Annotated in this window: 14 protein-coding genes and 1 pseudogene; 12 read left to right on the top strand and 3 right to left on the bottom strand. The window is 63.8% G+C overall.

The features are described 5' to 3' along the window. Positions 1 to 59: 59 nt before the first annotated feature. The 5 genes from CFB24_RS20110 (at position 60) to CFB24_RS20090 (ending at position 2,691) form a co-directional block, all read left to right on the top strand. Positions 60 to 503, top strand: coding sequence for a tellurite resistance TerB family protein (locus CFB24_RS20110; RefSeq protein WP_170133766.1), 444 nt, complete (start codon positions 60 to 62; stop codon positions 501 to 503). Positions 504 to 662: 159 nt separating this feature from the next. Continuing rightward, on the top strand, positions 663 to 920 hold the full coding sequence (locus tag CFB24_RS20105; protein WP_088522419.1) for a PGPGW domain-containing protein: 258 nt from the start codon (positions 663 to 665) through the stop codon (positions 918 to 920). Between the two features lie 125 nt (positions 921 to 1,045). Next, positions 1,046 to 1,264 carry an FmdB family zinc ribbon protein gene (locus CFB24_RS20100; protein WP_088522418.1) on the top strand — a complete coding sequence of 73 codons (219 nt, stop codon included), beginning with the start codon at positions 1,046 to 1,048 and terminating at the stop codon, positions 1,262 to 1,264. A 2-nt stretch (positions 1,265 to 1,266) separates the two neighbouring features. Next, positions 1,267 to 1,914, top strand: coding sequence for a methyltransferase family protein (locus tag CFB24_RS20095; protein WP_244593338.1), 648 nt, complete (start codon positions 1,267 to 1,269; stop codon positions 1,912 to 1,914). Positions 1,915 to 1,941: 27 nt separating this feature from the next. Continuing rightward, positions 1,942 to 2,691: an SDR family oxidoreductase gene (locus CFB24_RS20090; RefSeq protein ID WP_088522416.1), complete on the top strand. Its 750-nt coding sequence runs from the start codon at positions 1,942 to 1,944 to the stop codon at positions 2,689 to 2,691. Positions 2,692 to 2,738: 47 nt separating this feature from the next. Here CFB24_RS20090 and trxA read toward each other — a convergent pair whose 3' ends face one another. Together trxA and CFB24_RS20080 are read right to left on the bottom strand one after the other, a co-directional pair. Further along, positions 2,739 to 3,059 carry a thioredoxin gene (gene trxA, locus CFB24_RS20085; RefSeq protein WP_088522415.1) on the bottom strand — a complete coding sequence of 107 codons (321 nt, stop codon included), beginning with the start codon at positions 3,057 to 3,059 and terminating at the stop codon, positions 2,739 to 2,741. Positions 3,060 to 3,189: 130 nt separating this feature from the next. Then, positions 3,190 to 5,133 (bottom strand): YgiQ family radical SAM protein, encoded by a 1,944-nt coding sequence (locus tag CFB24_RS20080; protein WP_244593341.1) that lies wholly within the window; start codon positions 5,131 to 5,133, stop codon positions 3,190 to 3,192. A 410-nt stretch (positions 5,134 to 5,543) separates the two neighbouring features. Between CFB24_RS20080 and CFB24_RS20075 the strand changes: the two genes are divergently transcribed. From CFB24_RS20075 to minE, 7 genes and pseudogenes are all read left to right on the top strand, one after another. Beyond that, positions 5,544 to 5,762, top strand: coding sequence for a hypothetical protein (locus tag CFB24_RS20075; protein ID WP_141098529.1), 219 nt, complete (start codon positions 5,544 to 5,546; stop codon positions 5,760 to 5,762). Between the two features lie 407 nt (positions 5,763 to 6,169). After that, the gene (locus CFB24_RS20070; RefSeq protein WP_338064201.1) at positions 6,170 to 6,763 is read left to right on the top strand and encodes an efflux RND transporter periplasmic adaptor subunit; all 594 of its coding nucleotides are present in this window, start codon (positions 6,170 to 6,172) and stop codon (positions 6,761 to 6,763) included. Then, positions 6,760 to 9,944: pseudogene (locus CFB24_RS20065) on the top strand (efflux RND transporter permease subunit). The gene CFB24_RS20070 and the pseudogene CFB24_RS20065 overlap by 4 nt, the downstream one beginning before the upstream one ends. Positions 9,945 to 9,962: 18 nt before the next feature. Further along, positions 9,963 to 10,304 (top strand): copper-binding protein, encoded by a 342-nt coding sequence (locus CFB24_RS20060; RefSeq protein ID WP_088522411.1) that lies wholly within the window; start codon positions 9,963 to 9,965, stop codon positions 10,302 to 10,304. A 201-nt stretch (positions 10,305 to 10,505) separates the two neighbouring features. Continuing rightward, on the top strand, positions 10,506 to 11,258 hold the full coding sequence (gene minC, locus CFB24_RS20055; RefSeq protein ID WP_088522410.1) for a septum site-determining protein MinC: 753 nt from the start codon (positions 10,506 to 10,508) through the stop codon (positions 11,256 to 11,258). A 17-nt stretch (positions 11,259 to 11,275) separates the two neighbouring features. After that, complete coding sequence (minD, locus tag CFB24_RS20050; protein ID WP_088522409.1) at positions 11,276 to 12,091, top strand: septum site-determining protein MinD; 816 nt, start codon at positions 11,276 to 11,278, stop codon at positions 12,089 to 12,091. After that, entirely contained in the window at positions 12,088 to 12,429 is a 342-nt protein-coding gene (gene minE, locus CFB24_RS20045) for a cell division topological specificity factor MinE (RefSeq protein ID WP_088522408.1), read from the top strand. Before minD ends, minE begins: the two co-directional genes overlap by 4 nt. Here the strand turns inward: minE and CFB24_RS23440 are convergent. Continuing rightward, positions 12,426 to 12,659: hypothetical protein (locus CFB24_RS23440; protein WP_210190747.1), on the bottom strand; the 234-nt coding region annotated here is incomplete at its 5' end. The genes minE and CFB24_RS23440 overlap by 4 nt on opposite strands.

The following is a 12,659-nucleotide window of genomic DNA, read 5'->3' as shown; positions in this document are numbered from 1 at the left end:
CGATATCCCGATCAGACCCGTTCTCCTCGACACGCATGGCGCCAGCAAAAGGAACCGTGATGTCGAAATATTACGCCCCCAGGCGATCGCAGCACTTGCGCGCCGAACTCACCGCCGAAATCCAGGAAAACCACGAAGACGACCTGTTTGACGCCATCATTGCGGCGGCGGCGTTGATGGCGCGCGCCGACGGCCGGGTGCTGGAGGTCGAACGCGACCATCTGCTCGAGTTCCTCGATCGTCAGGATCTGCTCTGGATGCGTGACCGCGATGAGACCCTGGCGCAGTTCGAGAGCTACGTTCACAAGCTGCATGACCCCGACGAGTCCGGCGCCGCATTCTCCTGGCTCCGCCGTTACCGGGACAGCCGGGCCGCCGCCCTCATTCTCAATGTCTGCGACGAAGTCGCCGGCGCCGATCACAACCTTGATCCGCGCGAGGTTCAACTCTTGCGTCTTATCCGCGCCGGTCTCGGCGGCGCGCCTTCACGGCGAGCCCATTGAACATCAGGGAAGTAGCGATGAATAAACGTCTCAGCGACCGCGCCAGGGGCCACGAAGCCGAATTCAGCCGACGCGCTAAGGCGGTCTGAGCAAAAAGGCCGAGGCGAGGCCGGCGCGCCAGCTCCGGCCCCGCGTGGCGCGAGAGGGCGTGTGTGATCCATGGAAAGCAGATGGTTTGCAGCGTGGCTGGAAAAATTGCGTCATCCGCGCCAACGCTGGTTGCGGATTCCCGTCGGGATCGCGCTGGTCCTTGCGGGAATCGTCGGCTTCCTGCCTGTCGTCGGCTTCTGGATGATCCCCGTTGGCTTGTCGCTTCTCGCGCTCGATTTTCCGGCGGCGGAAAAGGCCAATCGGTGGATTGAAACGAAGGTCAAAGCCGCGCTCGCCTGGGTCACGCGGCGCAAGACGCCCGATTGATCGCGCCGGCCGGCAGACCCGCCGTGCGCCCCGACAATGGCGCGCGGACTGCAAAGCGCAGTTGAAATCCGCGGAGGCGCTGCTATCTGGTTTAAAAGTCTTTGTTGTTTGCTGGCGGGAGTCCGATGCCGATTTACAGCTATGAATGCAAGAAGTGCGGCGCCACGTTTCAGACGCTGGTTCGCTCCGGCGAGCAGCCGGAATGTCCGTCCTGCGGCGCGGTGGAGCTTGAGCAGCAATTGTCGCTGATCGCTTCGCCGGCCAAGGGCGGCGACGATGCGCCGCCCATGTGCTCGCCCGGCCCCGGAGGCGGCTGCGCGGGTTGCCCGTCGATGATGGGGTGAACGTGGGACAAGCGCTCTTCATTCTTGCGAGTGGGGCGCTCTACGGCATTTTTGTTATTTGGGCGCGGGGCCTGGACGCTTTTCTGTCCAATCCCGCGCTGGCCTGTCTTGGACTCGTCTATGCCGTGCTGACGCTCGCGGCCCTGTTCGTTGGCGGCAACCTGAGCGCGGGCGAGCGCGAGGATCGCGGCAATCGCTGGGTTCTGCCCGTCTTCGCCGTGGTCGGCCTCGCCCTGGCGGCGGTTCCGCCTCTTGACGACGCGCGCGAGATTTCCACATTCGGCGGCGACGGCGTTCGCTGGTTCGGCGTTGCGCTGTTCGCTCTGGGCGGAGCGTTGCGGCTGTGGCCGGTGGCTGTGCTCGGGCATAGGTTCAGCGGGTTGGTCGCGATCCAGCCAGGGCATCGCCTGCAGACCACCGGGCTTTACAGCGTCGTCCGCCATCCCTCCTATCTCGGCCTGCTCGTCAGTTCGCTCGGCTGGGCGCTGGCCTTTCGCTCCGGCATAGGCGTCGCGCTGGCCGCGTGCCTGATCCCGCCGCTGCTCGCGCGGATCAAAGCGGAGGAAAACCTGCTGTCGTCGCAATTCGGCGCCGACTACGACGCGTTTCGCGCGCGAACGCCATGGCGGCTGATTCCTGGCGTTTGGTGAGTTTCCCCTTCAACCAAGGATATCCTCATGAAAACCGTTTTAGTCACCGGCGCGACAGCCGGTTTCGGCGAAGCCATCGCGCGGCGCTCCATCCGCGACGGACATCGGGTCATCGCCACCGGAAGGCGCTTCGAACGGCTGGAAAAACTGGCGGCGGAGCTGGGGCCGAACCTGCTGCCGCGGCGTCTCGACATGACGGACACGGCGGCGATCGCCGATTTCGTAGCGTCGCTGCCGGAAAACTGGCGCGAGATCGACGTGCTCGTGAACAATGCGGGCCTCGCGCTCGGCCTCGGCCCAGCCTGGGAGGCCGATCTGAAAGACTGGGATCAGATGATCGCCACCAACATCAACGGTCTGGCGCACATGACGCGCGCGGTGCTGCCGCAAATGGTGGCGCGCAATGACGGGCTGGTGATCAATCTCGGCTCTGTCGCCGGCGCCTACGCCTATCCCGGCGGCCATGTCTATGGCGGAACCAAAGCTTTTGTGCGCCAGTTCACGCAAAACCTGCGCAGCGATCTCGCCGGCTATAATGTCCGCGCCACCGACATCGAACCGGGCATGGTCGATGGCTCCGAATTTTCGCTGGTGCGCTTCGCGGGCGACGCCTCGAAGGCTGCGGCGGTCTATCAGGGCACGCAATCCCTGACGCCGGACGACATCGCCGAAACCGTGGCGTGGCTGGTGTCGCTGCCGCCGCATGTCAACATCAACCATCTCGAATTGATGCCGACCTGTCAGGCGGGCGGGGGGTTCGCCGTGAAACGCAAGTGAGACAAAGGGCCGCTCGCGAACGAGCGGCCCGTTTCAGGCGCGTCCGGTCAAAGGCCGGCGCTGATCCATTTGGCGAGTTCGCCCTTCGGCGCGGCGCCGACCTTCTGCGAGGCGACTTTGCCGGCCTTGAACAGCATCAGCGTCGGGATGGAGCGGATGCCAAGCTTACCCGCGATGCCCGGGTTCTCGTCGACATTGACCTTGGCGATCTTCACCTTGCCGGCATATTCCTTGGAGAGGTCTTCGAGCGACGGCCCGATCATCTTGCACGGGCCGCACCACTCCGCCCAGAAATCCACCACCACCGGCTCGGCCGATTGCAGAACGTCCGTTTCGAAAGTGGCGTCGGTGACTTTGACAGTCGACATGAGAACCTCGCTGGGGGAAGAAGGCGCGAATCTTGGGCGCGTCCAGTTGCACGAAACGTAGGGTTGGCGGCACTTGGCGTCAAGGCGCGGCTTGGCGGAGACGCGGTGAACGGGCGTGAACGCAAAGGCGTTAAATCACGCCCTTGGTTAGGAATTTCCGCGCCTTGCCGTTCCTTTGACGCGGGCGCGCCCCGTCTCGCGCCCCTTCCTTTCCGCCTGTTCCCGCCGGCTGCCAGTTGGGCACGAGCTGGTGCTTGCCCGGGCCGATCAGATCGGCGCGGCCCATGGCCTTCAGCGCCTCGCGCAGCAGCGGCCAGTTTTCGGGATCGTGATAGCGCAGGAACGCCTTGTGCAGCCGGCGCTGACGCAAGCCCTTGATGGCGTCCACGGCTTCGGAGGCGCCGCGCCGCACCGGTTTGAGCGGATTGAAGCCGGAATGATACATGGCGGTGGAGAGCGCCATCGGCGACGGCAGGTAGGTCTGAACCTGATCGGCGCGGTATTTGTTGCGCTTGAGCCAGAGCGCGAGGTTCATCATGTCTTCATCGGTCGTGCCCGGATGCGCCGCGATGAAATAGGGAATGAGAAAATATTCCTTCTTCGCCTCGCGGGCGGCGCGGTCGAACAGCTCCTTGAACCGGTCATAGGCGCCGATGCCCGGCTTCATCATCTTCGACAGCGGGCCTTCTTCCGTATGTTCCGGCGCGATCTTGAGATAGCCGCCGACATGGTGCGCCACCAATTCCTTGACATAGGCGGGGCTTTTCACCGCGAGGTCGTAACGCACGCCCGAAGCCACGAAGACCTTTTTCACGCCCTTGATCTCGCGCGCCTTGCGGTAGAGCTGGATCAGCGCGTCATGGCTGGTGTTCAGGTTCTTGCAGACCTCGGGAAACACGCAGGACAGCCGCCGGCAGACACTCTCGGTCTGCTTGTCCTTGCAGGCCATGCGGTACATGTTGGCGGTGGGGCCGCCGACATCGGAAATGACGCCGGTAAAGCCTTCGGTCTTGTCGCGAATGTCCTCGATTTCCTTGAGGATCGACTGTTCCGACCGGCTCTGAATCACCCGGCCTTCATGCTCGGTGATGGAGCAGAACGAACAGCCGCCGAAACAGCCGCGCATGATGGTCACGGAATGCCGGATCATCTCCCAAGCCGGGATTTTGCGTCCCTCATAGGCGGGATGCGGCGCGCGGGCGTAAGGCAGGCCGTAAACCCCATCCATTTCCGGCGTGGTCAGCGGAATCGGCGGCGGCGTGAGCCAAACCTCCTTGTTCCCGTGCCGCTGAATCAGCGGGCGCGCGTTGCCGGGATTGCTCTCGCGGTGCAGCACGCGCGACGCGCGGGCGTAATATTCCGGGTCGGCCGAGACCTGCTCGAAGGCGGGCAGGCGCACGACGACCTTCTCGCCCTTTTCATGCACGCCTTCGTCGCCGTCGAGATCGTCGGCATGGGCCTCGGTCCAGCCTTCCGGCGCGGCGTCGCGCAGGAAAGCGAGGCCGCGAATGTCGGAAAAGTCCTGATCAAGCCCGTTCTTGGCGAGACGGTGGGCGGTTTCGACCAAGGCGCGCTCGGCATTGCCGTAGAGCAGCAGGTCGGCCTTGGAATCCACCAGAACGGAGCGCCGGACCTTGTCCGACCAGTAATCGTAATGGGCGATGCGGCGTAGCGAGGCCTCGATGCCGCCAATGACGATCGGAATTTTCGGAAAAGCCTCGCGGCAGCGCTGGGCATAGACGATGACCGCGCGATCCGGCCGTTTGCCGCCCTCGCCGCCGGCGGTGTAATTGTCGTCGCGGCGGATTTTGCGGTCGGAGGTGTAGCGGTTGACCATGGAATCCATGTTGCCCGCGGTCACTCCCCAGAACAGATTGGGTTTTCCCAGAGTTTTGAAGGCGTCCGCGCTGCTCCAATCGGGCTGGCAAATGATGCCGACGCGAAACCCCTGCGCTTCCAGCAGGCGGCCGATGATGGCCATGCCGAAACTGGGATGGTCGATATAGGCGTCCCCGGTCACCAGGATGATATCGCAGGAATCCCAGCCCAGCGCCTCCATCTCAACCCGCGACATCGGCAGGAAAGGCGCCACGCCAAAGCGGTGCGCCCAATATTTGCGATAGGAAAACAGCGGCTTGGCGCTTGACACATTGGCGTTCATCGCCTCTTGTCGCGCAAGTTCATGACCCGCGCAAGATCGCGCGGGAGCCGCGCCGCCGCCATCCCGGCAAGATCGCAGATTGGCGGCGGAATTTTCCCAGTCAATTCTTTGCGACTGGAGGCGACGCGACAATAAGGCCCAGGAGGGCCTGACAACGACGCCGTCGATGGTTATACTATGCCTCACTCTGGCGAGCTGAAACCGTGGCGCACTGGTTCCGTCCCATTCTTTCCGTTCTGGCTCTCGTAGGCCTGCTCGCTGCGGGATAGACGGCGGCGTTCGCCAAAAGTCGTCATCACTGCTGCCCGGAAATGCAGGCGGCCATGACGCTGGATGGGCAGGCCAGCCACGGCGACGCGGACGATCACGGCGCATTGCCCGAGTGCTGCGTCATGGGCGCCTGCGCGGTTCTGGCGCCGGTCGCCCCTCCCGCCAGTTCGGTCAAACTCCGCAGTCTCGCTCTATCCATCGCGCCCGCGGTCAATGACGCCGGACTTTCCAGTCGCGCCGTCGCGCCGGACCTCAGACCTCCCATCGCCTGAAGCTGAAAACAAGCGCCTGCGCTCGTGTTGAGACGAGAGATGGCGCGCGTCTTTTCGCTTAGAGCCGGTTCGCCGGCCGGGAGTTCCACATCATGATCGTCTCTTATCGCTTTGCGGGCGCGCTTGCGCTCGCGGCGGGCTGCGCCTATGCGGTCGCGCCTCTCATCCCTCATGTCCAACTGATCTCCGGCGCCAGGCCTCAGACGATGCGGTGCTGTTTTATCGCGATCCCATGGGCGGACTGGACGTGTCCAAGACGCCGAAGCAAGACAGCATGGGCATGGATTTTCTGCCGGTGCGCGCGGCGGACCTGACCGCCCTGCCGCCGTTGAACCACGCGCCGGCGAAAAAACGCATTCTCTATTACCGCAATCCCATGGGACCGCAGCCGGAAGATCCCGCTCAGCGTGGAATGGCGGGCGCCCCGCGACGGCATCCTGTTCGAGCGCAACGCTGTCGAAGGCATGAAAGCCGATCCCGGTCAGCAATTGTTCAAGATCGTCGACATGACCTCGGTCTGGGCGCTGGTCGATGTTCCCGAGCGCGACAGCGCACGGATCAAGCCCGGCCAGAAAGTGTCGATACAGGCGCGCGGCATGACCGACCGCGCCTTCTCCGGCGTGGTCAGCCTCGTTTATCCGCAGATCAATAAGGAAACCCGAACCGCGCGCGTCCGCGTCGAATTGCAGAACCCGGAGCTGGCGCTCAAGCCTGACATGTATGTCGATGCGGAAATCGCGGCCGACGAGGGCGGCAAGGTGGTCACGGTTCCGGACAGCGCCGTCATCGACTCCGGATTGAAGCAACTGGTGCTGCTCGACCTTGGGGACGGCCGCTTCGAGCCGCGCCAGGTGAAGACCGGACGGCGCGGCGACGGCGAGGTCGAAATCCGCGAAGGCGTCGCCGAGGGCGACAAGGTGGTGACCTCGGCCAATTTCCTCATCGACGCCGAAAGCAATCTCAAGACGGCGCTGAAGGGTTTGACGGGAGAGACGAAATGATCGCCCGCGTCATCGCCTGGTCGGCGCGCAATCTCGTCCTGATCTGCATCGCAACGGCGTTTTTTGTCGCCGCCGGCGTTTATGCGGTTAGAACGCTGCCGCTCGACGCGCTCCCCGATCTGTCGGATGTGCAGGTCATCGTCGCCACCGATTATCCCGGCCAGGCGCCGCAGGTGGTCGAAGACCAGGTCACCTATCCGCTCGCCAGCGCCATGCTGACCGTGCCCAAATCCAAGGTGGTGCGCGGCTTCTCGTTCTTTGGCGTCTCCTTCGTCTACATCATTTTCGAGGACGGGACCGACCTGTACTGGGCGCGCTCGCGCGTGCTGGAATTCATGGGCGCGGCGGGGAGCAAGTTGCCGGCAGGGGTCACGCCCACGCTGGGGCCGGATGCGACCGGCGTCGGCTGGGTCTATCAATATGCCGTCGTCGCCAAGCAGATGACGCTGGCCGAACTGCGTTCGCTTCAGGACTGGACGTTGCGCTACGGCCTCGCCAAGGCCGAAGGCGTGGCCGAAGTCGCCAGCGTGGGCGGTTTCGTCAAGCAATATAATGTCGTGGTCGATCCCAGCCGGCTCAAGGCGCTGAACATTCCGCTGCAAAAAATCCGCGACGCGATCCGCGCCAACAACGCCGACGTCGGCGGGCGCAGCGTGGAGCTGTCGGAGTTCGAATTCATCGTGCGCGGGCGCGGCTATCTGCGCGGCGTTCCCGACCTCGAGCAGATCGTGCTGAAATCCGACGGCGGCACGCCCCTGCTGCTCAAGGATGTCGCCCATGTCGAGATTGGCCCCGACGAGCGGCGCGGCATCGCCGAACTCAACGGCGACGGCGAGGTTGCGAGCGGCGTCGCGCTGCAGCGTTATGGCGCCAACGCGCTGAACGTGATCGACCACATCAAGGCGGCGCTGGCGCAACTGGCGCCGAGCCTGCCAAAGGGCGTCGAAATCCTGCCCGTTTACGACCGGTCGCAACTCATCCTCGCCGCCATCGAGACCTTGAAGCATACGCTGACCGAGGAAAGCGTCATCGTCGCGCTGGTGTGCATGGTCTTTCTGCTGCATGTGCGCAGCGCCCTGGTCGCCATTGTCATGCTGCCGGTCGGCGTGCTCATGGCCTTCGCGGCGATGAAGGCGCTTGGTCTTGGCGCCAACATCATGAGTCTCGGCGGCATCGCCATCGCCATCGGCGCGATGGTGGACGCGGCCATCGTGATGATCGAGAACGCCCACAAGCATCTCGAGCGCGCCCCGCCCGGAAAACCTCGCCTGGACATCCTCGTCGAGGCGGCGAGCGAAGTCGGCCCGGCGCTGTTCTTCAGCCTGCTGGTCATCACCGTCTCGTTCCTGCCGATCTTTTCGCTGGAGGCGCAGGAGGGCCGGCTGTTCAGCCCGCTCGCCTACACCAAGACGTTTTCGATGGCGGCGGCCGCCTTCCTATCGGTGACTCTGGTCCCGGCGCTCATGGTCATTTTCGTGCGCGGCAAAATCGTTCCCGAGGCGAAAAACCCGATCAATCGCCTGCTGATCTGGCTGTACCGCCCGGTGATCGCCACGGTTTTACGCACACGAGCCGTCACCATTGTTCTGGCGCTCGCCATCCTCGCCGCCACCGCGCTCCCAGCGCAAAAAATCGGCAGCGAATTCATGCCGACGCTCAACGAAGGCGCGCTGTTATACATGCCGACGACGCTGCCGGGCCTGTCGGTCACCAAGGCCGCCGAACTGCTGCAAACCCAGGACCGCATCATCAAGAGTTTTCCGGAGGTCGAAACCGCCTATGGCAAGGCCGGCCGCGCCAACAGCGCCACCGATCCCGCGCCCACGGAAATGTTCGAGACGGTGATCCAGCTGAAAGACAAGGCGCAATGGCGCCCCGGCCTGACCATCGACAAACTGATCGCCGAAATGGATGCCGCGCTGCAATTTCCCGGCGTCTCCAACGCCTGGACCATGCCGATCAAAGGCCGGCTCGACATGCTCTCGACCGGCATACGCACGCCCGTCGGCGTGAAAATTTTCGGGCGCGACCTCGCAGAAATCGAGGGGTTGGCCCGGCAGGTCGAAACCGTGTTGAAAGCCGTGCCGGGCACGTCGAGCGCCTATGCCGAGCGCATCATCGGGGGCTATTACCTCGAAGTGGTCCCCGACCGCGCGGCGCTGGCGCGCTATGGCCTGAGCATCGGCGATTTGCAGGACGTGATCGCCACGGCGCTCGGCGGCGAGACGGTCACGACCACGGTGGAGGGGCGCGAGCGTTACGGCGTGAACATCCGCTATCCCCGCGACTTCCGCTCCTCGCCGCAGGCGATCGGCAGCGACGTGCTCATTCCGCTGCCGAATGGTGGGACGACGCCGCTGGCCGACGTCGCCAAAGTCCAACTCGCGCGCGGCCCGACGTCGATCCGCACGGAAAACGGCCAGCTCGCGGCCTACGTCTATGTCGACGTGCGCGACCGCGACATCGGCTCCTATGTCGCGGAGGCGCGCAACGCCGTGGCGCAATCGGTCAAATTCCCGCCCGGCGCCTATGCGGCCTGGAGCGGGCAATTCGAATATATGGAGCGCGCGGCGGAACGGATGCGCGTCGTCGTCCCGGTCACGCTGCTGGCGATCCTGCTGCTGCTCTATCTCAACTTCCGCAGCCTCACCGAAACCCTGATCGTGATGACCTCCTTGCCGTTCGCGCTGATCGGCGGCGTCTGGCTGATGTGGTTTCTCGGCTTCAACATGTCGGTGGCGGTCGCCGTCGGCTTCATCGCGCTGGCCGGCGTCGCCGCCGAAACCGGCGTCGTGATGCTGATTTATCTCGATCACGCGCGAAAGGAGGTGTTTTCCGCGCGCGAGAAGGACGGCAGGCCTTTCACCAAGGGCGACCTGCGCGAAGCGATCATGCGCGGCGCCGTCGAGCGTGTGCGCCCAAAGATGATGACGCTCGCCGCCATCATGGCGGGCCTGATCCCGATCATGTGGAGCACGGGCGCGGGTTCCGAGGTGATGCAGCGCATCGCCTGCCGATGATCGGCGGCATGGCGTCTTCGACGCTGCTGACGTTGATCGTCATCCCCGTCATCTATGACCTGGTGAAAGGCTGGGGCTTGCCGCGCGAGAGCGCGGCGGATCCGCGTCAGGCTAAGTCGTCCGACCTTCGGCTTCACGGCGGGCGAACCGCCGCCGAATGATTAACAAAGGAGAACCGAATGAAACATGCTCATTGGACCGCCGCGATCACCTTGACGCTCGCCGCAGCGACGGCGCCCATGGCGACTGCGCCTGCGCACGCCGCCGAGACGATCATCTTGGCGCAAGCGGAAAAACCCACGGGACAGGGGACGATCAATTCAATCGACGCGTCGGGCCGCAAGATGAACATCACCCACGGACCGGTCGCCGCCTTGCGCTGGCCGGGCATGACCATGGATTTTGGCGTCGGTCCCGGCGTCGATCTCGCGGCGTTGAAGGCGGGATCAAAAATCGCGTTCACCCTGACGCGAGGCGCCGACGGGATGTATGTCATCGAAAGCGTTCAGCCGTCGCGGTGACGCGCAAATCTCGTGGCCGGGTTGATTCCCGCGCCACGAGGTCGCCTCAGTCCGCCGGCCGCTTTCGCCGGCGCGCTGGCGGACGTTCCGCATCCGCCAGATCCCCGGCTTTCCTCATATGAAGCGTTCGGAAGGGCTCGATATTAATCTTTTGTAAACCATTGCCCGTCATGGTTAACAGATCATCAACGGGATGAATCGATGAACGCCCATGTGCGGTCTTCCGCCACGCTGAACCTCCGGACACACTCGCTGATCGCCTTCGTGCTTCAGCCAGTGGAGCCCTTGGTCGATTGGTTTGAGACGCTCGACGGCTGGCTGGCGCGGTCCCCAAACTTTTTCGCCAACAAGCCGATCGTTCTGGACCTGTCCGTGCTCGACATCGCCTTGAAGGATTATCGCGACCTGCTGCGAGATCTGGCGCGTCGCCATATCCGCGTCATGGGCGTGGAAGGCGCCAGCCCGACCCTGGTCGGCCCGCACCTTCCTCCCAGCGTGACCGGCGGCGTGGAAATCAAGCCGGAACCGGCGCCTGCCCAAACTGAGCCGGTCAGCCAGCAGCCCGCCGAGCAGGAACCCGCCGATCCGCAGCCGGCGAAGGCGACGCCGCCCAATACCGGGTGCAGCCAGACATTGATCATCGACGCCCCGGTCCGTTCGGGACAAACGATCTCGAATTTGGCGGGCGACATCACCATCATTGGGCGCGTGGCGTCCGGCGCTGAAGTGATCGCGGGCGGATCGGTGCATGTCTATGGGGCCGTTCAGGGCCGCATCTTCGCCGGCGTTTCCGGCATACAGGATGCGCGCATTTTTTGCGCGGAGGCGCGCGCCGAGCTGTTTTGCGTGGGTGGAGCCTACGTCACCGCAGAGAGCATGGATCCGAAGGCTGAGGGCAAGAGCGTCGAGGTCCGCCTCGTCGAAAGCGAACTCGCGATTCGAATTTTGAACTGAATTCAGAGGGGAGTGCGATGAGCAAAGTCGTTGTGGTGACGTCTGGAAAGGGCGGCGTAGGCAAAACGACCTCGACGGCGGCGCTCGGGGCGGCGCTGGCGAAAACCGGCAAGCGCGTGTGCGTGGTGGATTTCGACGTTGGACTGCGTAATCTCGACCTCGTCATGGGCGCCGAGCGTCGGGTCGTCTACGATCTGATCAATGTCGCCAACGGGGACGCCAAGCTGACCCAGGCGCTCATCCGCGACAAGCGGATCGACACGTTGAGCTTGCTGGCGGCGTCGCAGACTCGGGACAAGGATGCGCTGACGGAAGAAGGCGTAGCCCGGGTCGTGGACGAGTTGCGCAGCATGTTCGACTGGGTTCTTTGCGACAGTCCGGCAGGCATCGAGCGCGGCGCTCTGCTGGCCATGCGCTTCGCCGACGAGGCGATTGTCGTGACCAACCCCGAGGTTTCATCGGTTCGCGATTCCGATCGCATCATCGGCCTGCTCGATTCCAAAACGCTGCGCGTCGAACAGGGCCATCGCATGGAAAAGCAGCTGTTGCTGACCCGCTTCGACGCGGCGCGGGCGAGCCGGGGCGAAATGCTCAGCGTCGCCGATGTGCTGGATATTCTGTCTATTCCGCTGCTGGGAATCATTCCCGAGAGCGAAGACATCCTGCGCGCTTCAAATCTGGGCGCGCCGATCACCATGAACGGATCGACCAGCCAGGCCGGCCGCGCCTACGAGGAAGCCGCACGTCGGATCATGGGCGAATCCGTCCCCATGCTTATCCCCGGCGAGAAAAAGTCCTTTCTCAATCGCATCCTCGGCCGGAGGGCGGCATGAGCCTGTTCTCCATGTTCAAGACACGCGGCACCGCGCCGGTTGCGCGCGAACGCCTGCAGATTCTGCTCGCGCACGAACGGATGTCGCTTGGACCGGGCAACCTCGTAACAATCCTTCGCGACGAAATCCTCGCGACCATCGCAAAGCATGTCGACATTGCTCCCGACGCGTTGAAGGTCACGATGGGACAGGAAGGCGCCGTGTCCACATTGGAGATTGATCTGGAGATCCCGACCGAGAAAATCGCGTCGAAACAAGCCGCGCCCGTATTGTCGCACGTCAACGCGGTCGCCTCGCTCGGATCAGGCGACTTGCGCTCGACGGCAACCGGGGCTTAGCCTTTATCTGACCGAACCCAAATCGTTCGCCAGCGGCGCTCAAAACAAGCCCATCGGATCTCCCGATGGGTTTTTTTGTGATTCGACTGTCTATTTGACGCCTGGGGCCCACTACGTAGCTTTTTTGTTTTTCTCCGGCGGTTACGCGGGACGCGCATGATGTGGACGATATGGCGAACCGCGCCTGCAAATTTGCGGTGCGCCAACATTTCGCCGACGCCGGCGACCGA

The organism is Rhodoblastus acidophilus (assembly GCF_900187365.1).
Taxonomy (GTDB): domain Bacteria; phylum Pseudomonadota; class Alphaproteobacteria; order Rhizobiales; family Beijerinckiaceae; genus Rhodoblastus; species Rhodoblastus acidophilus.
Note: the sequence above shows the minus strand (reverse complement) of the source record. Positions and strands in the feature narration are given on the sequence as shown.